The sequence below is a fragment of the Aeromonas sp. BIGb0445 genome (assembly GCF_024809075.1).
Lineage (GTDB): Bacteria > Pseudomonadota > Gammaproteobacteria > Enterobacterales > Aeromonadaceae > Aeromonas > Aeromonas rivuli.
Genome location: NZ_JANUES010000007.1, coordinates 97,019 through 120,950 on the forward strand (window position 1 = coordinate 97,019; position 23,932 = coordinate 120,950).

Consider the following 23,932-nt stretch of genomic DNA (forward strand, 5'->3'; position numbering starts at 1 on the left):
GATAACGCGCCGCCCTCTCTGAAACCGCCATTGAGGAAAAAATAAACAACCACTCCCCTTGAAATCCTGGCCGCAGACCTCATCTTCCTTATCAGAAAGTTCCGTTGTTGCCGCCCAAGGCGGCGTCTGTTTCAAAGGGAGGAGTGCAATGCGCCTCGATCGCCTGACCAGTAAATTCCAAGTAGCTATTTCTGATGCCCAGTCCCTCGCGCTGGGTCGTGATCACCAATTTATCGAACCCGTCCATCTGATGACCGCCCTGGTCAATCAGGATGGTGGGTCTAGCCGTCCCTTGCTGACCCTGTGCGGGATAGACATCAATGCCCTGCGCTCCCGCCTCGGCGAGGAGCTCGACCGCCTGCCCAAGGTGAGCGGCGTCGAGGGCGATGTACAGCTCTCCAATGGCCTGGGTCGTCTGCTCAACGTCTGTGACAAGCTGGCTCAGCAGCGCAAGGATCAGTTCATCTCATCCGAGCTCTTTCTGCTGGCGGCTCTCGATGAGAAGGGCAACCTGGGCGAGCTGCTGCGCAGCCAGGGTCTGACCAAAGAGAAACTCGAGCAGGCCATCGACAAGGTCCGTGGCGGCAAGAAGATCGATGACGCCAATGCCGAGGAGAATCGCCAGGCGTTGGAGAAGTACACCATCGATCTCACCGAGCGCGCCGAAATAGGCAAGCTTGACCCCGTGATCGGCCGGGACGAAGAGATCCGTCGCACCATCCAGGTGCTGCAGCGCCGTACCAAGAACAACCCCGTGCTGATCGGTGCCCCCGGGGTCGGCAAGACCGCCATCGTCGAGGGGCTGGCTCAGCGCATCATCAACGGCGAGGTGCCGGAAGGGCTCAAGAACAAGCGGGTGCTCTCCCTGGACATGGGGGCCCTGGTCGCGGGCGCCAAGTATCGCGGTGAGTTTGAAGAGCGCCTCAAAGCCGTGCTCAGCGATCTCGCCAAGGAGGAGGGCAACGTCATCCTCTTCGTCGACGAGCTGCACACCATGGTCGGCGCCGGCAAGGGCGAGGGGGCCATGGACGCGGGCAACATGCTCAAACCGGCCCTGGCGCGCGGTGAGCTGCACTGCGTCGGCGCCACCACCCTCGATGAATACAGACAGTATGTGGAGAAAGATGCCGCCCTGGAGCGCCGCTTCCAGAAGGTGCTGGTGGAGGAGCCCTCGGTGGAGGACACCATCGCCATCCTGCGTGGCCTTAAAGAACGCTACGAGCTGCACCACCATGTGCAGATCACGGATCCGGCTATCGTCGCGGCGGCTCAGCTGTCCCACCGTTACATCGCCGATCGCCAGCTGCCGGACAAGGCCATCGACCTCATCGACGAGGCGGCGGCCAGCATCCGGCTGCAGATCGACTCCAAGCCGGAGTCGCTGGATCGGCTGGAGCGGCGCATCATCCAGCTCAAGCTGGAGCAGCAGGCGCTGCTCAAAGAAGATGACGACGCCAGTCGCAAGCGCTTGGAGTTGCTCAGTCAGGAGCTGACCGAGAAGGAGCGCGACTACAACGAGCTGGAAGAGATCTGGAAGGCGGAGAAGGCGGCGCTGGCCGGTACCCAGCACATCAAGGCCGCGCTGGAGCAGGCCCGTCAGGATCTCGACGTCGCACGCCGCGCCGGGGACCTGGCCCGCATGTCCGAACTGCAATACGGCCGCATCCCCGAGTTGGAGAAGCAGCTCGATCTCGCCACTCAGGCCGAGATGCAGGAGACCAGCCTGCTGCGCAACCGGGTCACCGATGTGGAGATCGCAGACGTGCTGGCGCGCTGGACCGGGATCCCGGTGGCGCGGATGCTGGAAGGGGAGCGCGACAAGCTGCTGCGGATGGAAGATCAGCTGCACAGCCGGGTGATCGGCCAGGAAGAGGCGGTGGAAGCCGTCTCCAACGCCATTCGCCGCTCCCGGGCCGGGCTGTCCGATCCGAACCGACCGATCGGCTCCTTCCTGTTCCTCGGCCCGACCGGGGTGGGCAAGACCGAGCTGTGCAAGGCGCTGGCGGAGTTTCTGTTCGATACCCAGGACGCCATGGTGCGCATCGACATGTCCGAGTTCATGGAGAAGCACAGCGTGGCGCGGCTGGTGGGGGCGCCTCCCGGCTACGTGGGTTACGAGGAGGGGGGTTATTTGACCGAGGCGGTACGCCGTCGCCCCTACTCGGTGATCCTGCTCGACGAGGTGGAAAAAGCCCACCCGGATGTGTTCAACATCCTGTTGCAGGTGCTGGACGATGGTCGCCTGACCGATGGTCAGGGCCGCACTGTGGACTTCCGCAATACCGTGGTGATCATGACCTCCAACCTCGGCTCGGATCTCATCCAGGAGCACTATGCCGAGAAGGACTATGAGGAGATGAAGGCCCTGCTGATGGAGTTGCTGACCCGCAGCTTCCGGCCGGAATTCATCAACCGGATCGACGAGACTGTGGTGTTCCACCCCCTCGGCGAGGATCACATCAAGTCCATCGCCCGGATCCAGCTCAAGAGCCTGATGGGCCGTCTGGAGTCCCAGGGCTTCGAGGTGGAGGTGAGCGAGGAGCTGCTGACCAAGCTGGTGCATGCCGGTTTCGATCCCGTCTACGGGGCGCGACCCCTCAAGCGGGCTATCCAGCAGAAGGTGGAGAACCCCTTGGCCCAGGCCCTGCTCAGTGGTCGGGTTGTCCCAGGCAAGCTGTTGAGCCTAGGGGCCGACAGCCAGGGTCTCACCATCTCGCAATGAGGCCAGTGATCTCATCCGTTATAACAACGCCAGCCCTCGGGCTGGCGTTTTCTTTGGCCAGATCGGACCACTGGAGAGCAGCTATGCTATGGCTACCCCTCTTCGATAGGGGGTGTTACCCTGACAAGTAATATGGATTTTACCGCTGTTGATTGGAGATACATCCTTGTCGATAAAGATGCGAGCACTGCTCACCACCCTGTTGACCTGTCTGGTGCCCCCTTTGGCCCAGGCCGCTCAGGCAACCCAGGATGTACCCCAAATCTGTGCCACCTGCCATGGTCTGAATGGCGTGCCGAAAGAGTCCAATATTCCCAGCCTCTGGGGACAATCAGAAGCCTATCTGACTGAGCAACTGCACGCCTTTCGCAGCGGAAAACGGGTCAGCGACTTCATGAATCCCATCATCTATCAACTCAGCGACGAGCAGATAAAGCGTGCAGCCAACCACTTCGCCAGCCAGTCGGCGGCCAAGGAAGTGGTGCTGCATTGGAGCGGAGACAAGTGGCCGGGAGATATGGAGGCTGGTGAGCGGCTGGCTCTGGCGGGCAAACCGGATCGTAACTTGCCTGCCTGTGTTGCCTGTCATGGGCCCAGTGGCATAGGGGTCATGCCCCTGTTTCCCCGCCTCGCCGGCCAGGATCCGGCCTACCTCAAGCGTCAGCTGATGTATTGGAAAGCGGATAAGCGTCCGGCGGGCGCCATGGGATCCATGTCTGCCATCGCCAAGTCGCTTAGCGAGTCAGAAGTGGAGGCCGTAGCCAACTACTTCGCCGCCCAGGGGGTGACGAAATGAAATATCTCTATCTGATGAGCTGCCTGCTGGCTGGGCTGGTCCATGCCGAATCCTTTGATGATCAGTTCAGCGTCCCCCTTGGAGAGAAGGCGCAGGATGGCAACTATCACAAGGTGCCCGACTGGTCTGCGGTGCCGGATGGTGAGATGGGTGCCGCCATCAAGCGGGGCTACAGCCTGTTCGTCAACACCCAGCAACTCAAGGGGCAGGGTCAGCCCGGTAATGGCCTGCAGTGCAGCAATTGCCATCTGGGTTCCGGGATCATTCCCGGCGCCAGTCCGCTGTGGGGTGCCTATCCTTCCTATCCCGCCTATCGCAAGAAGAACAACAAGGTGAACACCTATGAGGATCGGCTGCAAGGCTGCTTCCTCTATTCGATGAATGCCAAGGGGGGGCAGCCTCCCGCCTATGACAGCCCTGCCATCCGCGATCTGGTGGCCTACTCCTACTGGCTGGCGAGCGGTGCCCCCATCAGTGACAAGCTGCCGGGTCGCAACTTCTTCACCATCGCCACCCCTCCCCAGTCCCCCGACTTCAAGCGGGGCCAGAGCGTCTATGCCGAGCGGTGTGCCGATTGCCACGGCGCCGAGGGGGAGGGCAAGAAGGTAGTGGATCGCTACGTCTTCCCGCCACTGTGGGGCAAGGAGAGCTACAACTGGGGCGCGGGTATGCACGGCATCGACAAGGCGGCCGCCTTCATCAAGAGCAACATGCCGCTCTCTCAGGGGGGAAGCCTGAGCGACCAGCAGGCCTGGGATGTGTCGCTTTACATCAATAGTCAGGAAAGGCCCCAGGATCCCCGCTTCAAGGGCGACCTTGGTCAGACCACCAAGGCGTTTCATGGCAAGAACTCCCAGTACGGCTTACCCTCGCCGGTCGATGGTCACTTGCTGGGCAGCAAGGCATATTGAGCCTTCATGGGAGACAAGCTCGCTGAGACGCTATGCGCAGTGTCAGTGAGCCGCCAGGGCCAACGTTAGCCTGACAAGCGTCGACACTATCCGCCGTTTTTCGCATTGCAGCGAAAGACGGCGGATTTTTTCATGGCATTGCCAAGTCCGAAGGGGGCCGCTGTGTGCTGAGCCGCTGCCGTTGGGATCATGATGGGGCTGGCAAAGGAGGGGCTTGAAGTCGCAGCATGGCGGGGCCCCTTGTGGCTGGGGGCCAGCCGAGCTCAGGAAAATCGAGTTCTTTCAGCTTGCGGGTGAGGGTTGCTCCAGCGCCGTCTCCAGCATGATGCGTTCGGGCGTTGGAGCATGGCGTCGGTCGATATTCAGGAGAAATCGAGTTCCTTGAGCTTGCGGGTGAGGGTGTTACGACCCCAGCCAAGCAGGCGTGCCGCTTCCTGCTTGTGACCATGGGTATGCTCCAGCGCCGTCTCCAGCATGATGCGTTCGAACTGAGGCATGGCATCGGCCAGTATGTCTATCTCTCCCAGAGCCAGCTTGGCTGCGACCCAGTCGCGCAGCTGTTGCTGCCAGCCACCGGCCAGTGCAGGCTGCCCCGGCTCGGCGACGCTGGTGATCGGGGTCAGCAGCTCGGGAGGCAGATCGGCGACCAGCACCTCCTGTCCCGAGGCCATGACGGTCAGCCAGCGGCAGACGTTTTCCAACTGACGCACGTTGCCAGGCCAGGGGAGCCGGCTGATGAACACCTGGGTATCCGGGTGCAGACTCTTGGCCTCGACGTTGAGCTCCTTGGCGGCTCGCAGCAGGAAGTGGTGCGCCAACTGGGGGATATCCTCACGGCGCTCCTTGAGGGCCGGGATATGGATGCGGATGACGTTGAGGCGGTGGAACAGATCCTCCCGGAATTCGCCATCGGCGACCCGCTTCTCCAGATTCTGGTGGGTGGCGGCGATGATGCGCACGTCCACCTGTACTGGCTGATGGCCGCCGACGCGATAGAACTGGCCATCGGCCAGTACCCGCAACAGCCGGGTCTGCACATCGAGTGGCATGTCGCCGATTTCATCGAGAAACAGGGTACCGCCATCCGCTTGCTCGAAGCGGCCATGGCGAATGTTGTTGGCCCCGGTGAAAGCGCCCTTCTCATGGCCGAACAGCTCAGATTCGATGAGATCTTTCGGGATGGCCGCCATGTTGAGGGCAATGAAGTTTTTGTGGGCACGCGGGCTGTGGCGATGGAGGGCGTGGGCGACCAGCTCCTTGCCGGTGCCGCTCTGGCCGTTGATCAGCACCGAGATGCTGGACCGCGACAGCCGGCCTATGGCGCGAAACACCTCCTGCATGGCGGGGGCTTCACCGATGATCTCCGGGCTGCTGCTGGCGTCTTGCGGGCGGGTCTTGCGTTTGGTGCGCTGCTCTTTCAGGTGATTCTCGGCGCGGCGCACCAGGGTGACCGCCTCCTCGATATCGAACGGCTTGGGCAGATATTCGAAGGCGCCACGCTGGTAGGCGTTGACGGCGGAATCGAGATCCGAGTGGGCGGTCATGATGATGATGGGCAAGTCCGCCTGACGACGATGGATCTGTTCCAGCAGGCTGAGGCCATCGATGCCGGGCATGCGGATGTCGGACAGGATCACATCGGGAGATCGTGCCTCCAGGGAGTGCAGCAGGGCCTCGCCATCGGCGAAGCTCTCGCACTCGAAACCCTCGTTGCCCAGGGTGCGCTCCAGCACCCAGCGGATCGAACTGTCGTCATCGACGATCCATACTTTTGCGGTCATGACGTTCCCTTATTTGCGAAGCGGTAGATAAACGGTGAACTCGGTATGTCCTGGCCAACTGATGCAGTCGATACGGCCCTTGTGCTGATCGATCAGGTTCTGGGCGATGGAGAGGCCGAGCCCCGTTCCCCCCTCTTTACCGGTGATCATGGGGTAGAAGAGGGTGTCACGGATGGCATCCGGGATGCCGGGTCCGTTGTCGATGATCTTTATCTCGGCGGCGAGCCGGTAACGCTGGCCATGGATGGTGATCTGGAACACGGTGCGGGTGCGCAGGCTGATCAGGCCCGTCTGGCTGACCAGTGCCTCGGCGGCGTTGCGCACTATGTTGAGGAAGGCCTGTTGCAGCTGATCCGGTTCCATCTCGAATTCAGGAATGCTGGGGTCATAGTCCCGCTCTATGCGGATCCCGCCGGGCAGTTCCAGCTCCACCAGGCGGCGAACCTGCTCCAGTACCGAGTGGACATTGTGAACCTGATGGCGGCCGGGACGCTGGGGGCCAAGCAGGCGATCGACCAGCAACCGCAACCTGTCAGCCTGCTCGATGATGATGCCGGTATATTCACGCAAGGCCGGATCCGGCAGCTCCTTTTGCAGCAACTGGGCCGCACCACGCAGGCCACCCAGGGGGTTTTTAATCTCGTGGGCCAGACCGCGCACCAGCTCTCTGGCCGCCTGCTGTTGAGCATGCTGCTGCAACTCCTGACTGATCTTCTTCTGCTGGTCGATTTTGCGCAGCTCTACCACGATCAAACGCTGTTCATGGTCGGCCAGGGGGCTGGCACTGAGTTCGACCAGGCGAGGTTCCCCTTCCACGACCAGGGTCACCTCGCTGTCGGTGAAGCCCTGCCCCGAGATGAGGCACTGACGAAAGCGTTGCAAGTCGAGGGAGATGTGTTCCAGCAGATGGGGCAGTTCCAGCCCGATCAGCCGGCGTTGACTGAGGGAGAGCAGCTGTTCTGCCGCAGGATTGACGTGCTGAATGCAGAGACGTTCGTCCATCAGGATGACGGCAGTCAGCAGGTTGTCGAGTAATGTCTTGGCTTGATCCGAGCGGACTGGCACAGGTTTCTCCCTAAAACGGTGCTACACACCGGCAATGCACCAATATAGTGCATTCAGTCTACCCGCATAGGTGCAGAGGATCACCCTTTATGAGGCGTAGGGCCCAGGGTGGCTGCCTGATTGGCTCTGGTTCTGTGCAGATAGAAAGTCACAACTTCTGATTTAGCAAGGATCGTACCGTCTTTTGCCAGTAGCTCGAGCTGCACCCTATGGGTGCCCCGATCCAGGTTTTCCAGGCGGATGATCAGCGTGTTGTGGATCCGGACCCGCTCCTTGCCATCGAGCAAGAGACGCAGGTCGAACTGGGGTGGGGGGACTGGGGTGACCTGGGCTTCGAACACTATGTTGCCCGTGTTGTCGCGCAGGGTGCTGTCTGGCTCGGGGGAGAGCAGGGAGATGGCCAGTTCGGCCTGTCTGACATCGGCGCCAATGAGGTGGTTGTAATTATCGACCTGTACCGAATGGGTGCTGGTGCCGACCAGGGGGGCGACCCGCAGATCGATTTCCTGAGTTTGCTGACCGGCAGGAGGGGTGCTGGTGTAGTGGGTGATCCCCCTGCTGTCGATCCAGGAGTAGATCTTGGCCCCCTGGGCGCTCAGGCAGATCAGCAGCAAGAACCCGGCATAGCGGCTCATTCTCATCCATCTCTCCTTGGTGGGATCTCGCCTAAAGCCTATCAGAGAAAAAACCCGCCATGAGGCGGGTTTTTTCTCTATTGGGTTCTGACTGTATCTGTTAGACAGAGTAGTACAGTTCAAACTCCAGCGGGTGCGGGGTCATGCGGACGCGGTCCACGTCGTGCTGCTTCAGCTCCAGGTAGGAGTTGATGAAGTCATCGCTGAACACGCCACCACGGGTCAGGAACTCGCGATCTGCATCCAGACCTGCCAGGGCCTCGTCCAGAGAGCCGGCAACGGTCGGCACTTCTGCGGCTTCTTCCGGCGGCAGGTCGTACAAGTTCTTGTCCATGGCATCGCCCGGATGGATCTTGTTGATGATGCCGTCCAGACCGGCCATCAGCTGGGCCGCGAAGGCCAGGTAGGGGTTGGCAGCCGGATCCGGGAAGCGCACTTCGATGCGACGTGCTTTCGGGCTAGGTACGACCGGGATACGGATGGAAGCGGAACGGTTACGGGCGGAGTAAGCCAGCATGACCGGGGCTTCGTAGCCTGGTACCAGACGCTTGTAGGAGTTGGTGGTCGGGTTGGCGAAGGCGTTGATGGCCTTGGCGTGCTTGATGATGCCGCCGATGTAGTGCAGTGCCATCTCGGACAGGCCGCCGTACAGGTCACCGGCGAACAGGTTGACGCCGTTCTTGACCAGGGACTGGTGGCAGTGCATGCCGGAGCCGTTGTCGCCAAACATGGGTTTTGGCATGAAGGTGACTGTCTTGTTGTAGGCGTGGGCCACGTTGTGGATCACGTACTTCAGCACCTGAACTTCATCAGCCTTCAGGGTGAGGGTGTTGAAGCGAGTGGCGATCTCGTTCTGACCGGCGGTAGCCACCTCATGGTGGTGCGCCTCGACGACCTGACCCATCTCTTCCAGCACCAGACACATGGCGGCGCGGATGTCCTGGGAGGAGTCAACCGGTGCAACCGGGAAGTAACCACCCTTGACGAAGGGACGGTGACCCTTGTTGCCGTGCTCGTAGGCGGTACCCGAGTTCCAGGCGGCTTCTTCGGATTCAATCTTGACGAAGCTGTGGCCCATGGTGTTCGAGAAGGTGATGTTGTCGAACATGAAGAATTCGGGCTCTGGTCCAAACAGGACGGTATCGGCAATGCCGCTGGACTTCAGGAAGTCTTCGGCACGCTTGGCGATGGAGCGCGGATCGCGATCGTAGCCTTGCATGGTGGCCGGTTCCAGGATGTCACAGACGATGTTCAGGGTGGTCTCTTCGGTGAACGGATCCAGCTTGGCGGAGGCCGCATCCGGCATCAGCACCATGTCAGACTCGTTAATACCTTTCCAGCCGCCGATGGAGGAGCCATCGAACATCTTGCCGTCTTCGAAGAACTCTTCGTTGACCTGGTGGGAAGGGATGGAAACGTGCTGCTCTTTACCCTTGGTGTCGGTAAAGCGCAGGTCGACAAACTTGACTTCATGTTCCTGGATCAAGGCCATTACGTTCTGAGCTGACATGCTAAGTAACCTCCGGTGTTAAAACTCTTTGGGTGAATTCGTCATCACATTCACATAAGCGAGTATCGTGCCAAGTTTGTGACAGCATGATTTCAGGGCAGTTGCCGCATCTTGGCGTCCCAAAATCTGCTGCTCCCGCCCTACATTGCACCAACTTGGTGCTATCCAGGATCTTTTTGGTGCGCCAAACAAGTGCAAGAGGGCAGGAACCCCCATATAAACAGGCTTGTTGGCGCGGGTCTATGATCCAGATCCATTGCAGTGCGTGAATCTACTGCGATTCTGCTAGGCAGATCACAAAGGCGAGAGTACAATTAGCGCCCAATTTTACCCGGTGATTGAGGCGAGAATGTTAGAGAATTTACGCAATATTGCGATTATTGCGCACGTAGACCACGGCAAAACTACCCTGGTTGATAAACTGCTGCAGCAGTCTGGAACCCTCGACCGTACCACTGATGGTCAAGAGCGTCTGATGGATTCCAACGATCTGGAAAAAGAACGTGGTATTACCATTCTCGCCAAGAACACTGCAATCCGTTGGAACGACTACCGCATCAACATCGTTGATACCCCGGGTCACGCCGACTTCGGTGGTGAAGTAGAGCGTGTCATGTCCATGGTTGACTCCGTGTTGCTGCTGGTTGACGCCGTTGACGGCCCAATGCCGCAAACCCGTTTCGTCACCCAGAAAGCATTCGCCCAGGGTCTGAAGCCGATCGTCGTCATCAACAAGATCGACCGTCCGGGTGCTCGCCCTGACTGGGTAATGGATCAGGTCTTCGATCTGTTCGACAACCTGGGTGCCACCGATGAGCAGCTGGACTTCAAAGTTGTCTACGCCTCAGCACTGAACGGTTGGGCCACCATGGACCAAAGCGTTGAGTCCGACAACATGGAACCCCTGTTCCAGGCCATCGTTGACAACGTGGAAGCACCTGCGGCTGATGTCGACGGCGGTTTCCAGATGCAGATCTCCCAGCTGGATTACAACTCCTACGTCGGTGTTATCGGTATCGGCCGTATCACCCGTGGTCGCGTCAAGACCAACCAGCAAGTCACCATCGTCGGTGCCAACGGCAAGAACCGGACCGGTAAAGTGGGTCAGGTACTGGGCTACCTGGGTCTGTCCCGTACCGAAGTGGCCGACGCGCAAGCGGGCGACATCATTGCCATCACCGGTCTGGGCGAGCTGAAAATCTCCGACACCATCTGTGACAACAATGCTGTCCAAGCCCTGCCGCCGCTCTCCGTCGACGAGCCGACCGTGAACATGACCTTCCAGGTCAACACCTCACCGTTCGCCGGTAAAGAAGGCAAGTTCGTGACCTCCCGCAACATCATGGAGCGTCTGACCCATGAACTGGTCCACAACGTGGCCCTGCGCGTGGAAGAGACTGAAGATCCGGACAAGTTCCGCGTCTCCGGCCGTGGTGAACTGCACCTGTCCATCCTGATCGAAAACATGCGTCGCGAAGGTTACGAGCTGGCGGTTTCCCGCCCGGAAGTTATCCTGCGCACCATCGACGGCGTCCTGCACGAGCCGTTCGAAACCGTTACTGTGGACGTGGAAGAGACCCACCAGGGTTCTGTCATGGAGCAACTCGGCCTGCGTAAGGGCGAGATGACCAACATGACCCCGGATGGCAAGGGTCGTGTCCGTCTTGACTTCATGATCCCGAGCCGTGGCCTGATCGGTTTCCAGACCGAATTCCTGACCATGACCTCAGGTACCGGTCTGCTGTACCACACCTTCGACCATTACGGCCCGCACAAGGGTGGCAGCATCGGCGAGCGTCAGAACGGCGTGCTGATCTCCAACGCGACTGGTAAGGCCCTGACCTTCGCCCTGTTCGGTCTGCAAGACCGTGGTCGTCTGTTCATCGGTCACGCGACCGAAGTGTACGAAGGCCAGGTGATCGGGATTCACTCCCGTTCCAACGATCTGACCGTGAACTGCCTGAAGGGCAAGCAGCTGACCAACATGCGTGCCTCCGGTACCGATGAAGCTCAAGTGCTGACTCCGCCGATCCGCATGACCCTGGAACAGGCTCTCGAGTTCATCGACAACGATGAATTGGTAGAGATCACTCCCAAGGCAGTACGTATTCGTAAGAAGCTGCTGACCGAGATGGATCGCAAGCGCTCCGGTCGCGCCTGATCTCTCTCCCATCAGGCCGCTAATCCGGTCTGATGGTGGTGATAAAAAATCCGAACACCCCTGGTGTTCGGATTTTTTTATGGGCGCATGCCAGGGAAGGCGTCGGGAATGGGGTGGTGATCCGGGCTCGGCGACCCTCATCGGGGCAGTCGCAGAGATGACGCCGTCAGGTCGGAAACAGGACTCATTTTATCTGGGGTCGGGCAATCCCGTGGCGAGTCTGACACAATAGGGGGCAGGATCTGTCTCGTAGGACGTTAATATGCAACATCATTTTCGCCAGCAACTGGCGCACGCCTCCGCATTCTTGCGCCACGATGGCCGCCATTTTGCCCACTTCGTCTGGGGTCGTTTTCAACAAGACCGGCTGACGGTCACTGCGGGCTATCTGGCGTATGTGACCCTGCTCTCTCTGGTGCCCATGATAGCGGTCGTGTTTGGCATGATGTCGGCTTTCCCGGTGTTTGAAGGGATCAAGCAGGCGATGGAGCAGTTCGTCTACGCCAACTTCGTGCCGACGGCGGGAGATGCCCTCAAACAGTACATCGATGGCTTCGTTGCCAATGCCACCAATACCACGGCCGTGGGGATAGGGGCGCTGGTGGTGGTGGCGCTGATGCTCATCTCGGCCATCGACAAGAACCTCAACTACATCTGGCGCTCTACCCGGGGCCGACCCCTCGGCCAGGCATTCGCCATGTACTGGATGATCCTGACCCTGGGCCCTGTGCTCATCGGGGCCAGCATTGCCGTCTCCTCCTATATCATCTCGCTGCGGATCTTCCAGGGAGAGGCGCTGTTCGGGGTCGGTTACTGGCTACTGCGGGGCCTGCCTTTCCTCTTCTCCGTCATTGGTTTTCTGCTTATTTATACTGTGGTGCCCAACTGCAAGGTGCGGCTCTCCCACGCCCTGGTCGGTGCCCTGGTCGCGGCCGTGTTGTTTGAGTTGGCCAAGCGTGGCTTCGCGCTCTACATCACCAATTTCCCCTCTTATCAGGCCATCTATGGTGCCCTGGCGACCATCCCCATCCTCTTTGTCTGGGTCTATCTGAGTTGGCTGGTGGTACTACTGGGCGCCGAGACTACCGCCTGCTTGGGAGAATATGAGAAACCGGGTGCTGAAGAGTTGGGCTAGCTCGACAGGCGCCCTCCGGGCCTATCCTGTTTGTCTGGCTATGTGAGCTTGTTCAGCTCGCTGCCGAGACCACGGCCTGTCTCGGAGTATGAGAAGCCGGCCACTGAGGAACTGGGCTGACTCGGCCTCTTGTTGGTAACATGGACGACCGCCCCGGGGCGGTCGTTTCATTTCAAGCTGTACCAGGCAAAGGAGTCGCGGATGATTGCATTGATTCAAAGGGTTAGCGAGGCCAGCGTCACCGTTGAGGGGGAGGTGGTTGGCGCCATAGATCAGGGGCTGCTGGTGCTGCTCGGGGTGGAGCAGGGGGATGACGAGGCCAAGGCCGACAAGCTGCTGCACAAGGTGAGCGGCTATCGCATCTTCTCCGACGAGAACGGCAAGATGAATCTCAATGTGAGCCAGGTGAGTGGCAGTCTGCTGGTGGTATCCCAATTTACCCTGGCGGCGGACACCGGCAAGGGGATGAGGCCCAGCTTCTCGGGGGGCGCCAGGCCGGAGGAGGCCAACAGGCTCTATGAATACTTTATCGACCAGGCCAGGGGGGCGGGTCTGCGGACCGAGACCGGGCGATTCGCCGCGGACATGAAGGTGGCACTGCTCAACGATGGCCCCGTCACCTTCTGGTTGCAGGTATGAGGCTTCTCAGGCTTGGCGAGCATGGACTATCTGGTTGATGCAACCCGGCACCCCCCTCAACTGCGGCTGGCCTATCCAGCGCTCGACCAGCAGCAACACCTGATCCCGCTCTCGTCCGGTTCTGGGCAGCAGATTGATGATGAGTTCACCGCGCAGTCGACTCGCCAGGGCTTGATAGAAGTGGGGGCTGAACAGCAGGGGCGGGTTGCCGTCCTGACTGAACAAGTCCACCAGGATGAGATCGTAGTCACCGCTCTGCTCGAGCAGGAAGGCGAGGGCATCGGCCTGATGCAGGCACTGGCGCTCCGCACTTCCCGTCGTCATGAAGAAGTCGCGATAGAGGCTGATCACCTCGGCGTCGAGATCCACGCTGTCGAGGCTGGCCTCTGGCCAGCGACCCAGCAGGTGACGGCCTATGTCGCCGCCGCCGAGACCCAGCTCAAGTATGCGTTCGGCCCTTGCTGGCAGCAGGTTGGCGATGGCTTGCTGGTGGGGCAGACAGAGCTGTTGCGGGGCGGCGCGCACCATGGCGGATTGCACCACGCCATCTATCTCCAGCCAGCGATGAGCGCTATTTTGCTGAACGCAGATGCGGCGGCTCGGACTGACTCCCAGATGTAATAACTGTTCGGCCTGATACGTCTGTAGATTGAAGTCCATGAAATTGCACGGCAAGATGGCTTTCGACCAGTGTAACCCAAGGATGTCGCTATGTACCGGGTGGTAACCCCTCAAACAGAGTCAGAGCTGGATGCTTATTACCAGCTGCGCTGGGAACTGCTGCGCAAGCCATTCAACTTTCCCCCTGGCTCCGAGCGAGACGAATATGACTCAGTCGCCATTCATCGCATGATGCTGGCCCCCGATGGTACCCCCATCGCCGTGGGCCGCCTGTTCGTGGGTGGAGACGAGGCCCAGATCCGCTTCATGGCCATGCTGCCCGAGTACCGTGGTCAGGGGTTGGGGATGCGCATGGTCGCGGATCTGGAACAGCTCGCCTGTGAGGAGAAGGTCAAGCGACTGGTGATGAATGCCCGCCAGGAGGCGGTAGAGTTCTATCGCAGATGCGGCTTCATCGAGGTGGGTGAGGGCCCCGTCTCGTTCGGTCGTATTCCCCACCGTCAGATGATCAAGTCCCTGAGCCCGCTGCAGACCATAGAGTACAGACCCCAATGGTGCCAGGATCTCACCACCCGCTGGTCGAGGGGCATTCCCATCAGCGAAAAGATGGGGGTACACATCACCCATTACGACGGCCAGACCTTCCATCTCAAGGCCAATCTGGCGGCCAACCTCAATGTCCATGAGACCATGTTCGCCGGCAGCATCTATAGCCAGTGCGTGCTGGCAGGCTGGGGCCTGATCTGGCTGCAACTGAAGGAAGAGGGACTGGTCGGTGATACCGTGCTGGCGGAGGGGGATATCAAGTATTACCGCCCGGTGACCAAGGAGCCGGAGGCCAGGGTGGCTCGTGAGGGGATGCCCGCCGTGCTGCAACCGTTGCGGGAGGGGAAATCGGCCAAGTTCAGCCTCAAAATAAAGCTGTTCAGCGGCAGCCAGCTCGCCGCCGAGTTCCTCGGCCGCTATGTGGTGCAGCCAGCGAAGCGCAGCTAGGACGCAAGCATCAGAGGCCTCCCCTGGGAGGCCTCTGTGCTGATGGGGAGAGCATCAGCAGGGCTCAGCCACCTGAGTTCGCCGCCGACGGACTATCGGGGGTTGGGGGGCGATGGAGCGGGGTGTCACGCCCCTGAGCGGGGTAGCTGACCCCAACCTGCCAGTCGCAACTTGCCTTGGCTGCACTGAACTGCCAGGCGAGTTCGGGGGCCGCGAGCGGACCGCGCCATTGGCCGATGAGCTCGGCGCACCCCTCTCGATTGAGGGCGCCTATGTCGAGTTGCCACAGATCGCCGCCCAGATCCAGACCGCCGCTCAAGGCGAGCAAGTGGGTGATGGTGGAGGCGCCACCGCGGGTCAGTTGTAGCTTGCCCCCCTGAATAGTCGCGGCCAGGGCTAGCTGGTAGAAGGGGGTATCGCCCCCCTGCATGGCTTGCCAAAGGGCGTCCTGACTCAGGCCCGGGGGCGTGGCTTGGGCAAACCACTCATCGAGGAGAGGATCCAGTTTCACACCGTCCCAGAAGGGGTCCTTGGCATCCAGACTCAGGGTGCCGCTCAGGCTGGTGCGCCACTCTGGCAAGCTGGCTTGCAGATCCATGGCGAGATCGGCCTTGCCGGCAAAGGAGAGCGGGCTGTGGAGCAGCTTGCCCCATTGAGCCAGATCCAGCTTCTCGCCCTTGAGGGTGAGGCTGGAGGGGAGTTGCGCCTCGCGGCTCCACTGGCCATTGACTGCCAGACTGCCCTCATCGGGCAACTGGCTGCTGAGCTTGCTCAGTTGCCAGAGCCCGGGGGCCGCGCTGAGGGCCAGCTGACCATTGCGGGCCGAGAGGCCGTCCCAGGCCAGCTCTATCCAGTCGCTGTTGAGGAGCCCCTGTTCGCTCAGGGCCAGGGGCTGTCTGCCATCCAGCCCCAGCTGCTGCAGATCCAGGTTCCAGCCGCTCAGGGAGAGTGGCAGGGCCTCATCGAAGGAGAGCACCCTCAGCTTGTCGAAATGGAGCTGGCTTATCTCGAGCCGTGCTGGACGCGCGGCCTGCCAGGCTTGCCACCACCCCTGGGGCAGGCTGATGTCCATGCCAGTCAGGCTCAGCTGGCGCAGGCGCAACTGCTGGCGATCGGGATCCAGGCTGAACATGGCATCGAAGCTGCCGTCATAGCCTTTGCCCTTGAGAGTGGCGTTGATCTGCTGACCGGAGAAGCTCAGCTGCCCCTCGATATCTTCCAGCTGAAACAGGCCGCGCCCCGCATCTCCCAGGCTGCCGAGCAGCTGGCCGCTGGCCGCGCTGCCCCTCTGCCACTCGAACTGGTTCAATTCACCATTGAAGTCATTGAGGGAGAACTCGCCCTCCAGGGAGTTGAGGCTGACATGCTGGAAGTCGCCGCGATCCAGACTGACCCGGCGCAGGGGCCAGGGTTGGTCGCCAAGGTCCGCCAGCTCGATGCGCAGCCTCCTGGCCTTGAGATCCTGCAGGCGCAGGCTGCGGGCGGGCCAGTCCAGCACCACGCCAGCCTCGGCGACACCGTCAAACAACTGAGTCACCAGTCTATCCGTGGTCAGCACCTGACCCTGCAGCTTGCCAGCCAGCGCCAGGCGGGTCAGGGTCAGTTTGGGCGTCTCCAGCCGGTTGATGTTGAGCGAGAGATCCGCCAGTACGGGTTGGCCCGGACTGAGCAGCTGCCAGTTGCTCAGGGTGGCGCTGGCCCCCTGCAGCTTGAGCCCATCGCTGATGAGGTTGAGCCCGTCAATCTTGCTGTCTTGCACTGTGAGGGATCGCAGCGGCAGGCTCGGCAGCTGGTTGGGCAGTGGCCAGCGGATGCTGGGCTTGATCAGGTCCAGATGGGCGAGGCGCACATCCCGGCTGAGCCAGTCTATGCTGTTGACCTCGATGTAGACCTTGTCAAACTTGACCGCCTCGCCATAGCTCACCTGTTCCGCCAGCAGGGTATAGGGGTGGAGCGGGTTGAACACCAGCCGGCCTATGGCCACGGGTTCACCGGTCTGGCGGCTGAGCCAGTTGGCGATGGGGTCCTTGGCGCGCTCGGCATCGAACAGCCCCAGTCCCATCCAGACGAACAGCAACAGGAAAGCGAGCGTGTAGAGCAGGGCGCGTAACCAGGCATTCATGAGTCACAGCCTCCTTGGCATCAGATTAAGTGGCAACAGAGTGGGGCTCCCCGGGGTCAGGCATTGGAGTAGTGATCCCGCAGACCCAGCCAGCGGCGGATCAGGGGCTCGACATGATCAGGGTGCTGATCCATCAGATAGCGGGCCAGCTTCTGCACCTGGGGAATGAGCGCCTGGTCGCGTACCAGATCGGCTATCTTGAGATCCGCCAAGCCGGTCTGGCGGGTACCGAGCAGCTCGCCGGGGCCACGCAACTCCAGATCGCGCTGGGCGATCAGGAAGCCGTCATTGGTCTCCCGCAACACCCCGAGCCGGCTCTGGGCCGTCTTGGAGAGCGGGGCGTGATAGAGCAACACGCAGTGGGAGGCGACCGAGCCCCGGCCGACCCGGCCCCGCAGCTGATGCAACTGGGCCAGTCCGAGTCGCTCCGGGTTCTCGATGATCATCAGGCTGGCGTTGGGCACATCCACCCCCACCTCGATGACGGTGGTGGCGACCAGTAGCTGCAAGATGCCCGCCTTGAACTCCTCCATGACCCGCTGCTTCTCGATGGGGCGCATCCGGCCGTGGACCAGACCGATATGCAGGCCGGGCAGCAGGGTCTGCAGCTCGCTGGCGGTATCTTCGGCGGCCTGGCACTCGAGCACCTCGGACTCCTCGATCAGGGTGCAGACCCAGTAGGCCTGCTTGCCCTCCTGGCAGGCGAGCTTGACCCGCTCTATCACGTCGCCACGGCGGCTGTCCGGCAGGGCGACCGTGGTGACTGGAGTGCGGCCCGGCGGCAGTTCATCGATGACGGAGGTATCGAGATCCGCATAGGCGGTCATGGCCAGGGTGCGGGGAATGGGGGTTGCGGTCATGATGAGCTGGTGGGGGTGGACCCCCTCCCGCTCTCCCTTCTCGCGCAGGGCGAGGCGCTGATGCACCCCGAATCTGTGCTGTTCGTCTATGATGACCAGCCCGAGGCGCTCGAACACCACCTGCTGCTGGAAGATGGCGTGGGTGCCGACAATCATGCGCACCCTGCCATCGGCAATGGCAGCCAGCGCCTCCTCCCTCGCCTTGCCTTTCTGCTTGCCCGCCAGCCAGCCGACCTGGATCCCCAGGGGAGCCAGCCAGTGATTGAAGTTGATGGCGTGTTGTTCGGCCAACAGCTCGGTCGGCGCCATCAATCCCACCTGGCAGCCGCTGCCGATGGCCTGCAGTGCCGCCAAGGCCGCCACCAGGGTCTTGCCCGAGCCCACGTCCCCCTGTACCAGCCGCATCATGGGATGGCTCTGTTGCAGATCGTGGCTTATCTCCGCCACTACCCGGCTCTGGGCGCCGGTGGGGCTGAAGGGCAGGGCACCCAGCAGACGCTGAACCAGCTCGGGGGCGGGCGCCAGGGCGTGGGCATGCTGGGTCTGGGCCTGGGCCCGTACTTTCAATATCGACAGGTTGTGGGCCAGCAGCTCCTCGAGCACCAGACGGCGCTGGGCCGGATGTTGACCGCTGTCGAGTTGATCCAGGGCGACCGAGGGGGGTGGCCTGTGCAGCAATTGCAGGGCGGCAGCCAGATCCGTCTGCTGGGGATAGAGACCGGCGGGCAACAGCTCTTCCACCCCGTGTTGTGCCAGCAATAGCAACGCTTGATCGGTGAGATTACGCAGGGTGAGCTGACGCAGCCCCTCGGTGGCGGGATAGACGGGGGTGAGCGCCTCTTCGGTCTGACCGGCCTGCTCCTCACCGAGCAGCTTGTATTCGGGGTGGGCCATCTCCAGGCCGAACTTGCCGGGTCGGGTCTCGCCGAAGCAACGGATGAGTCTGCCCTGGGCCAGGCTGTTTTTCTGGGCGGCGGTGAAATTGAAGAATCGCAGGGTGAGGGAGCCGGTACCGTCGCTGATGCGGCACACCAGCATGCGGCGACGGCCCATCACCAGCTGGGTATCCTGGATCTCTCCCTCGACCGCCCCATGCAGACCGGGAATGAGATCGCCGATGGGCCACACCTGAGTGCGATCTTCGTAGCGGTGGGGCAGGTGGAACAGCAGATCCTGCACGGTGGCCAGTCCGAGCCGCTCGAACTTCTCCTGCATCTTGCTGCCGACGCCCTTCAGGCTATCGAGAGGAATTTTATCCAATTTCATCAATTAGATGCCCGCGAATACTGTAAATATGTCCAGATGATAGGGGTTATTGAGGTTGCGGTGCAAGCCGCGTTGCAGCGACAAGCAGCCAGCCGCCATGACAAAGGCCTGCCGAAAACGGCAGGCCTTTGTTGTTGGGCGCAGCATGGGCAGGGGATCAGATAATGCGTTTCAACAACAGGTGCGCCTTGACCCTGTGGATCCGGGCCAGCAGCTTGCGCACCTGCTCCGGGTAGTCCTTGGGCTCTTCCACCTGGCTGTAGTTGCCGATGCGGCTGGTGTTGGCCAGTATGTTGGCCTTCTCGGTGGCAAACTGTTCGGCCAGCTGGCGATCCCTGTCCTGAATGAGCAGGCCATTCTCGAGATCCAGCGCCCAGGCGCGCGGGTTGAGGTTGTTGCCGGTGAGCAGGGCCCACTCCTCATCGACGAAGATGCCCTTGAGGTGATAGGAGTTGCGCTCATGACGCCACAGCATGAGGTTGAGTCGACCCGCATCGATGTGATGCTGATTGCGCTCGGCGAACTTGCGCAAATTGGTCTCATACAGATAGGGCAAGCCGCCGATGGTGCTGAACTTCTCACCGGGGGGGATAAAGAAGTCGTTGGCCGTCTTGTCACCCACCACTATGGTCACCTTGCAACCCCGGTTGAGCAGGGACTCTATGTCCTTGTTCAGCTCCTTGGGCGGGTTGAAATAGGGGGTGCAGATAAAGATCTCCCGCTCGGTGGCGCGCACCAGATTACGAATGGTGCGGTTGAGCAGGTTGTTGCGCTTGCCCAGGCCCGCCAGCGGCGTGATGGCGATCTGCTGGCCATCGGCCTTGCTGGTGTTGAAGCGATATTGGCTCTGGCGCAGGCTCATCTTGAAGCGGCGGATAGGTCCCTTGAGCTGCTTGGCCGTCGGGATCTCGGCACTGTCGAGGCGCTGAACGGCGGGATTGGCGACGAACTGGTCATCCACGTAGTTGACCATGGCGCGGCACAGCTCTGTGCTCTCTATCTGGTGGTAGCGGTCGAAGCGGTAACGTTCCTGCTGATGCAGATAGATGTCATTCAGGCTGGCACCGGAATAGAGCAGGGTGTCATCGAAGATGAAGCCCTTGAGATGCAGTACCCCCAGCAGCTCGCGCCCCTTGACCGGTACGCCGTAGGTTTCGATCTGGTACGGATGCTGGGCAGCCATCTCTTGATACATCAGATGGTTGCCCCCCTGTTTGCCCTTGCCGATCAGGCCGCGCTGGGCACGGTGAAAATCGACGAACAGCTTGATGTCGAGGGCTGGATTGCGTTGTTTGGCGGCGTAGAGGGCGGCCATGATTTCACGGCCAGCCTCGTCATCTTGCAGGTAGAGGGCGACCAGATAGATGCGCTGACGGGCGTGCTGGATAAGCGACAGGATCCGGCTCTTGAAATCCCGGGCACTGTAGAGTGTCTGGAACTGTTGTGCGGCGACGGCAATCTGGGGCAAGTTCGCCAACAGGTGTCGATAATGGGCCGATGAATGCATAGAGAAACCTGATATCACTGAGTTAAGCGTTCCACTCGGGGCGACGAATAGGCGATTCTAGCAATCTCACCCCCTCAGCCAAAGCAACAATCATCAGAAAGGTGAAAAAGGCCTCAGGATGGAGGCCTTTTATTGACAGGCTTGTGCTTAAAGCAGGCTGAAAATGGTCATGGCGACCACGCCGCCCGTGGTGCCGATGATGGTCTCCATCACCGTCCAGGTCTGCAGTGTCTGCTTCTCGGTGAGCCCCAGATAACGGTTCGCCAGCCAGAAACCGGAGTCGTTGACGTGGGACAGCACGATGGAGCCAACGGCATGCCCGAGTTGCACATGCTGATGCCCGTGCTCGGCGACTTGCAGAAGACGGGGTACAAGGTCGCCCTGGTCACCGATGGTCGTCTCTCCGGCGCCTCCGGCAAGATACCGGCCGCCATCCACGTCACGCCGGAGGCACTGCATGGCGGCGCCATCGGCCTGCTGCGCGACGGCGACATGTTGCGTCTGGATGCAGAGTCCGGCCGCCTCGATTGCCTGAGCGAATTGACTGGCCGCACTCAGGCCGAGATCGATCTCAGCCTGGAGCAAGAGGGGTGGGGCCGTTAACTGTTCAGTGTGATGCGTCGCACCGTATCGAGCGCCGAGTGTGGCGCCACCATTTTCGAGTAATGACGAGTCGAATAAGGAAAAGACGATGAAAAACTGGAAACTGACCCCGGCCGAGGTGTTTGCCGCCTCTCCGCTGGTGCCTGTCATGGTTATCAATGAACTGGATCAGGCGCTGCCCATGGTCAGAGCCCTGCTGGCCGGTGGCATCTCGGTGTTCGAGATCACCCTGCGTACCCCGGTGGCGTTGGAGGCCATCAAGCTGATCGCCGAGGCGATGCCGGACGCCATGGTGGGCGCCGGTACTGTGCTCAACAGTGCCCAGTATGATGCCGCTGTGGCCGCCGGGGCGCGCTTCGTCATCTCCCCGGGCATGACACCGGCACTGCTGGCCCATGGCGCCAGCGGCACGGCGCCACTGATCCCGGGGGTGGCCACCGCCTCCGAGGTGATGCAGGCGCTGGAAGCCGGTTATGACCATCTCAAGTTCTTCCCGGCCGAAGCCAATGGCGGCACCAAGGCGCTTGCCTCCATCGCCGCGCCCCTGCCGCAGATCCGCTTCTGTCCCACAGGTGGCATAGGCCCGCACAATGTCGCCGACTACCTGGCACTGAAATGCGTTGCCACCGTCGGCGGCTCCTGGATGCTGCCAGCCGAGGCGCTCAAGAGTGGCAACTGGGCAGAGGTGACCCGCCTCTCCCGCGAGGCGGTTGCCTTGGTGGCACGCTAAGCAAGCGTTGATCAAGAGCCCATCTCCCCGGGTCCGTGACGGCACCCCACAAGAGAGGCCACCCCAGGGTGGCCTCTCTTTTATATTGCGCGCGACCCAGCGTGCTGTGGATGAGGGGAATTCAGCCCAGGCTGTCACCTTGATAGAGGGTGAAACCGAGATCGATCCGGGTATGGGGCACTGGGTTGCCGGCGAGCCTCGCCATCAGCAGGGTGGTGACCTCGCGCCCCATGGCTTCACGGGGGGTAATGATACTGGCCAGGCTGGGGCTCATGGCGCGGCCAATGTCCAGGGCATTGCTGCCGGCGATGGCGAGCCGCTCTGGTACCGCTATGCCCAGCGCCTGGCAGCGCAGCAGGGCGCCGACCGCGAGATCGTCGTTGGTGCAGTAGAGGCCATCGAGATCCGGATACTCGGCCAGGGCCTGCTCCAGCAGTTCCCCCCCAGGGTGAAGCTGGAGGCGCGCTCGGTCAGCAGGTGGCGACCGGGCAGATTAGCCTACGCCATGGCCTGGTCATAACCCTCCATCCGCAGTCGGGTACGTACATCGAGTCGGGCTCCCAGATAGATGGGGCGGCGGCCCCGACTCAGCATCTCTGTTACCATGGCCCGGGCGGCGGCGCGATGATCCATGCCGACCACCAGATCGATGGGCTGCTCCGGCAGATCCATGGTCTCCACCACCGGGATGCCGGCGGTGGCAATCATCTTGCGGGTGCGGGGGTATGCAGGCTGTCCGAGAGGATCAAGGCATCCACATGATAGGAGAGCAGGGAGGCCACCTGCTCCTCTTCCCGCTCCGGGCTGTAGCCCTAGTGAGCGAGCAGCGTCTGATAGCCAGCGGGCCGGGTCACCGACGCTATGCCACGCACCAGGGCCGAGAACACCTGGTTGGAGAGGGAGGGGATCAGGATGCCGATGGCGCGGCTGGTGGCGTTGGAGAGAATCTCCGGCGCCCGGTTGGGTATGTAGCCAAGCTGCTCGACGGCGGCGGCGATCCGCTCCCGTGTAGCCTCGGCCACGGCCTGGGGATCGCGCAGGTAGCGGCTCACCGTCATCTTGGTCACGCCAGTCAGATCGGCAATGTCCTGCAGGGTAGGGCGGCGTTTACGGCTGTCGTTCATGATGGGATCCCGGGGTAATGCTACGTGTGACCTTACCGTTTTTGCGCAAAAAGTTAGCATATGACGCCAGTGAAGAGGAGAGAATCATGGTGAAGGGCAAGACATTCCAGGGGCACAGGTTCGAGGCCGATGAGGTGGAGGGGGAGCAATTCGAGCACTGCCTCTTTCTGGGGTGCAACTTCTCCTGGCTGGATCTGCGGGAGTGTCGCTTCGTGGAGTGTCGCTTCTATGACAGGGAGACGGAGCAGCACTGCCTGCTGCAGGGTTGCGATCTGCGCGAGGCCAGTTTCTTGCGCTGCGATCTCACCCTGGCGGATCTTAGCCGCAGCCAGTGCCTGGGATTGGAGATGCGCGACTGCCAGGCGGTGGGCATCAACCTCGCCCAGGCCAGCTTCGCCAACCAGATCACCCCCAAGAGCTACTTCTGCGAGGCCTATCTGACCGGCAACAACTTCAGCTTCGCCAATCTGGAGTCCTGTCTGCTGGAGCGTTGCGAGCTGAGCAACAACCGCTGGCAGAACGCGAACCTGAGAGGGGCTTCCCTGGTGGGCTCGGATCTGAGTCATGGGGAGTTTGGCCAATTTGACTGGCAGAGTGTCACGCTCACCGGCTGCGATCTGCGTGGCTGCGATCTGCCCGGTCTGGATCTGCGCCGGGTTGATCTCCAGGGGGTCCAGATCAGCGAGTACCAGCAGCAGGGCCTGCTGGAAACCCTGGGCATCCAGGTCTTCCCCTGAGCCCTCGTCAGTCG

General features: G+C 61.2%; 18 protein-coding genes and 3 pseudogenes. 11 read left to right on the plus strand and 10 right to left on the minus strand.

Annotation, left to right across the window (positions count from 1 at the left end; all coding sequences use genetic code 11):
• The first annotated feature begins 148 nt into the window (after positions 1 to 148).
• From clpB to M2367_RS20500, 4 genes and pseudogenes are all read left to right on the plus strand, one after another.
• The gene (gene clpB, locus M2367_RS14590; RefSeq protein ID WP_259237109.1) at positions 149 to 2,722 is read left to right on the plus strand and encodes an ATP-dependent chaperone ClpB; all 2,574 of its coding nucleotides are present in this window, start codon (positions 149 to 151) and stop codon (positions 2,720 to 2,722) included.
• A 166-nt stretch (positions 2,723 to 2,888) separates the two neighbouring features.
• The gene (locus tag M2367_RS14595; protein ID WP_259237110.1) at positions 2,889 to 3,518 is read left to right on the plus strand and encodes a cytochrome c; all 630 of its coding nucleotides are present in this window, start codon (positions 2,889 to 2,891) and stop codon (positions 3,516 to 3,518) included.
• A gap of 146 nt (positions 3,519 to 3,664) precedes the next feature.
• Positions 3,665 to 3,931: pseudogene (locus tag M2367_RS20495) on the plus strand (c-type cytochrome); the annotation flags it as partial.
• 21 nt (positions 3,932 to 3,952) lie between these two features.
• Positions 3,953 to 4,429 carry a c-type cytochrome gene (locus M2367_RS20500; RefSeq protein ID WP_404972880.1) on the plus strand — a complete coding sequence of 159 codons (477 nt, stop codon included), beginning with the start codon at positions 3,953 to 3,955 and terminating at the stop codon, positions 4,427 to 4,429.
• 362 nt (positions 4,430 to 4,791) lie between these two features.
• Here the strand turns inward: M2367_RS20500 and glnG are convergent, their stop codons facing one another.
• The 4 genes from glnG to glnA all read right to left on the minus strand — a co-directional run bounded on the left by glnG (position 4,792) and on the right by glnA (position 9,420).
• Positions 4,792 to 6,210: a nitrogen regulation protein NR(I) gene (gene glnG, locus M2367_RS14605; RefSeq protein ID WP_042042621.1), complete on the minus strand. Its 1,419-nt coding sequence runs from the start codon at positions 6,208 to 6,210 to the stop codon at positions 4,792 to 4,794.
• 9 nt (positions 6,211 to 6,219) lie between these two features.
• Complete coding sequence (gene glnL, locus M2367_RS14610; protein ID WP_005890758.1) at positions 6,220 to 7,275, minus strand: nitrogen regulation protein NR(II); 1,056 nt, start codon at positions 7,273 to 7,275, stop codon at positions 6,220 to 6,222.
• An 80-nt stretch (positions 7,276 to 7,355) separates the two neighbouring features.
• Entirely contained in the window at positions 7,356 to 7,910 is a 555-nt protein-coding gene (locus M2367_RS14615) for a DUF4124 domain-containing protein (protein WP_259237130.1), read from the minus strand.
• A gap of 100 nt (positions 7,911 to 8,010) precedes the next feature.
• On the minus strand, positions 8,011 to 9,420 hold the full coding sequence (gene glnA, locus M2367_RS14620; protein ID WP_042042627.1) for a glutamate--ammonia ligase: 1,410 nt from the start codon (positions 9,418 to 9,420) through the stop codon (positions 8,011 to 8,013).
• A gap of 349 nt (positions 9,421 to 9,769) precedes the next feature.
• Between glnA and typA the strand changes: the two genes are divergently transcribed.
• The 3 genes from typA (at position 9,770) to dtd (ending at position 13,355) form a co-directional block, all read left to right on the plus strand.
• Complete coding sequence (gene typA / locus M2367_RS14625) at positions 9,770 to 11,581, plus strand: translational GTPase TypA (protein WP_042042628.1); 1,812 nt, start codon at positions 9,770 to 9,772, stop codon at positions 11,579 to 11,581.
• A 262-nt stretch (positions 11,582 to 11,843) separates the two neighbouring features.
• Complete coding sequence (locus M2367_RS14630; protein WP_224431473.1) at positions 11,844 to 12,716, plus strand: virulence factor BrkB family protein; 873 nt, start codon at positions 11,844 to 11,846, stop codon at positions 12,714 to 12,716.
• A 201-nt stretch (positions 12,717 to 12,917) separates the two neighbouring features.
• Entirely contained in the window at positions 12,918 to 13,355 is a 438-nt protein-coding gene (dtd, locus tag M2367_RS14635; RefSeq protein WP_259237112.1) for a D-aminoacyl-tRNA deacylase, read from the plus strand.
• A 6-nt stretch (positions 13,356 to 13,361) separates the two neighbouring features.
• Here dtd and M2367_RS14640 read toward each other — a convergent pair whose 3' ends face one another.
• Entirely contained in the window at positions 13,362 to 14,015 is a 654-nt protein-coding gene (locus M2367_RS14640; protein WP_259237113.1) for a spermidine synthase, read from the minus strand.
• 51 nt (positions 14,016 to 14,066) lie between these two features.
• Here M2367_RS14640 and M2367_RS14645 point away from each other — a divergent pair, with 51 nt between their 5' ends.
• Complete coding sequence (locus tag M2367_RS14645; RefSeq protein ID WP_259237114.1) at positions 14,067 to 14,969, plus strand: bifunctional GNAT family N-acetyltransferase/hotdog fold thioesterase; 903 nt, start codon at positions 14,067 to 14,069, stop codon at positions 14,967 to 14,969.
• Between the two features lie 64 nt (positions 14,970 to 15,033).
• Here the strand turns inward: M2367_RS14645 and M2367_RS14650 are convergent, their stop codons facing one another.
• The 4 genes from M2367_RS14650 to M2367_RS14665 form a co-directional block, all read right to left on the minus strand.
• Positions 15,034 to 17,091: a membrane assembly protein AsmA gene (locus M2367_RS14650; protein WP_259237115.1), complete on the minus strand. Its 2,058-nt coding sequence runs from the start codon at positions 17,089 to 17,091 to the stop codon at positions 15,034 to 15,036.
• A gap of 56 nt (positions 17,092 to 17,147) precedes the next feature.
• Positions 17,148 to 19,217, minus strand: a complete 2,070-nt coding sequence (gene recG, locus M2367_RS14655; RefSeq protein ID WP_259237116.1) for an ATP-dependent DNA helicase RecG — start codon at positions 19,215 to 19,217, stop codon at positions 17,148 to 17,150.
• 157 nt (positions 19,218 to 19,374) lie between these two features.
• Entirely contained in the window at positions 19,375 to 20,724 is a 1,350-nt protein-coding gene (gene pssA / locus M2367_RS14660; RefSeq protein WP_224431469.1) for a CDP-diacylglycerol--serine O-phosphatidyltransferase, read from the minus strand.
• A 147-nt stretch (positions 20,725 to 20,871) separates the two neighbouring features.
• Complete coding sequence (locus tag M2367_RS14665) at positions 20,872 to 21,117, minus strand: hypothetical protein (protein WP_259237131.1); 246 nt, start codon at positions 21,115 to 21,117, stop codon at positions 20,872 to 20,874.
• On the opposite strand from M2367_RS14665, the pseudogene M2367_RS14670 reads away from it, so the two are divergent.
• Together M2367_RS14670 and M2367_RS14675 are read left to right on the plus strand one after the other, a co-directional pair.
• Positions 21,028 to 21,390: pseudogene (locus M2367_RS14670) on the plus strand (dihydroxy-acid dehydratase); the annotation flags it as partial. The gene M2367_RS14665 and the pseudogene M2367_RS14670 sit on opposite strands and share 90 nt — an antisense overlap.
• Before the next feature lie 25 nt (positions 21,391 to 21,415).
• Entirely contained in the window at positions 21,416 to 22,057 is a 642-nt protein-coding gene (locus tag M2367_RS14675; RefSeq protein WP_259237117.1) for a bifunctional 4-hydroxy-2-oxoglutarate aldolase/2-dehydro-3-deoxy-phosphogluconate aldolase, read from the plus strand.
• A 121-nt stretch (positions 22,058 to 22,178) separates the two neighbouring features.
• On the opposite strand, the pseudogene M2367_RS14680 reads toward M2367_RS14675, so the two are convergent.
• Positions 22,179 to 23,181, minus strand: a pseudogene (locus M2367_RS14680) (substrate-binding domain-containing protein).
• Positions 23,182 to 23,267: 86 nt separating this feature from the next.
• Between M2367_RS14680 and M2367_RS14685 the strand changes: the two are divergent.
• Positions 23,268 to 23,918, plus strand: coding sequence for a Qnr family pentapeptide repeat protein (locus tag M2367_RS14685; RefSeq protein WP_259237118.1), 651 nt, complete (start codon positions 23,268 to 23,270; stop codon positions 23,916 to 23,918).
• Positions 23,919 to 23,932: the final 14 nt, after the last annotated feature.

Bases quoted from the DNA above. Each gene is read 5' to 3' on its own strand.
- clpB (WP_259237109.1), top strand. From the start codon at position 149: ATGCGCCTCGATCGCCTGACCAGTAAATTCCAAGTAGCTATTTCTGAT.
- glnG (WP_042042621.1), bottom strand. From the start codon at position 6,210: ATGACCGCAAAAGTATGGATCGTCGATGACGACAGTTCGATCCGCTGG.
- M2367_RS14615 (WP_259237130.1), bottom strand. From the start codon at position 7,910: ATGAGCCGCTATGCCGGGTTCTTGCTGCTGATCTGCCTGAGCGCCCAG.
- glnA (WP_042042627.1), bottom strand. From the start codon at position 9,420: ATGTCAGCTCAGAACGTAATGGCCTTGATCCAGGAACATGAAGTCAAG.
- typA (WP_042042628.1), top strand. From the start codon at position 9,770: ATGTTAGAGAATTTACGCAATATTGCGATTATTGCGCACGTAGACCAC.
- M2367_RS14630 (WP_224431473.1), top strand. From the start codon at position 11,844: ATGCAACATCATTTTCGCCAGCAACTGGCGCACGCCTCCGCATTCTTG.
- dtd (WP_259237112.1), top strand. From the start codon at position 12,918: ATGATTGCATTGATTCAAAGGGTTAGCGAGGCCAGCGTCACCGTTGAG.
- M2367_RS14640 (WP_259237113.1), bottom strand. From the start codon at position 14,015: ATGGACTTCAATCTACAGACGTATCAGGCCGAACAGTTATTACATCTG.
- M2367_RS14645 (WP_259237114.1), top strand. From the start codon at position 14,067: ATGTACCGGGTGGTAACCCCTCAAACAGAGTCAGAGCTGGATGCTTAT.
- M2367_RS14650 (WP_259237115.1), bottom strand. From the start codon at position 17,091: ATGAATGCCTGGTTACGCGCCCTGCTCTACACGCTCGCTTTCCTGTTG.
- recG (WP_259237116.1), bottom strand. From the start codon at position 19,217: ATGAAATTGGATAAAATTCCTCTCGATAGCCTGAAGGGCGTCGGCAGC.
- pssA (WP_224431469.1), bottom strand. From the start codon at position 20,724: ATGCATTCATCGGCCCATTATCGACACCTGTTGGCGAACTTGCCCCAG.
- M2367_RS14675 (WP_259237117.1), top strand. From the start codon at position 21,416: ATGAAAAACTGGAAACTGACCCCGGCCGAGGTGTTTGCCGCCTCTCCG.
- M2367_RS14685 (WP_259237118.1), top strand. From the start codon at position 23,268: ATGGTGAAGGGCAAGACATTCCAGGGGCACAGGTTCGAGGCCGATGAG.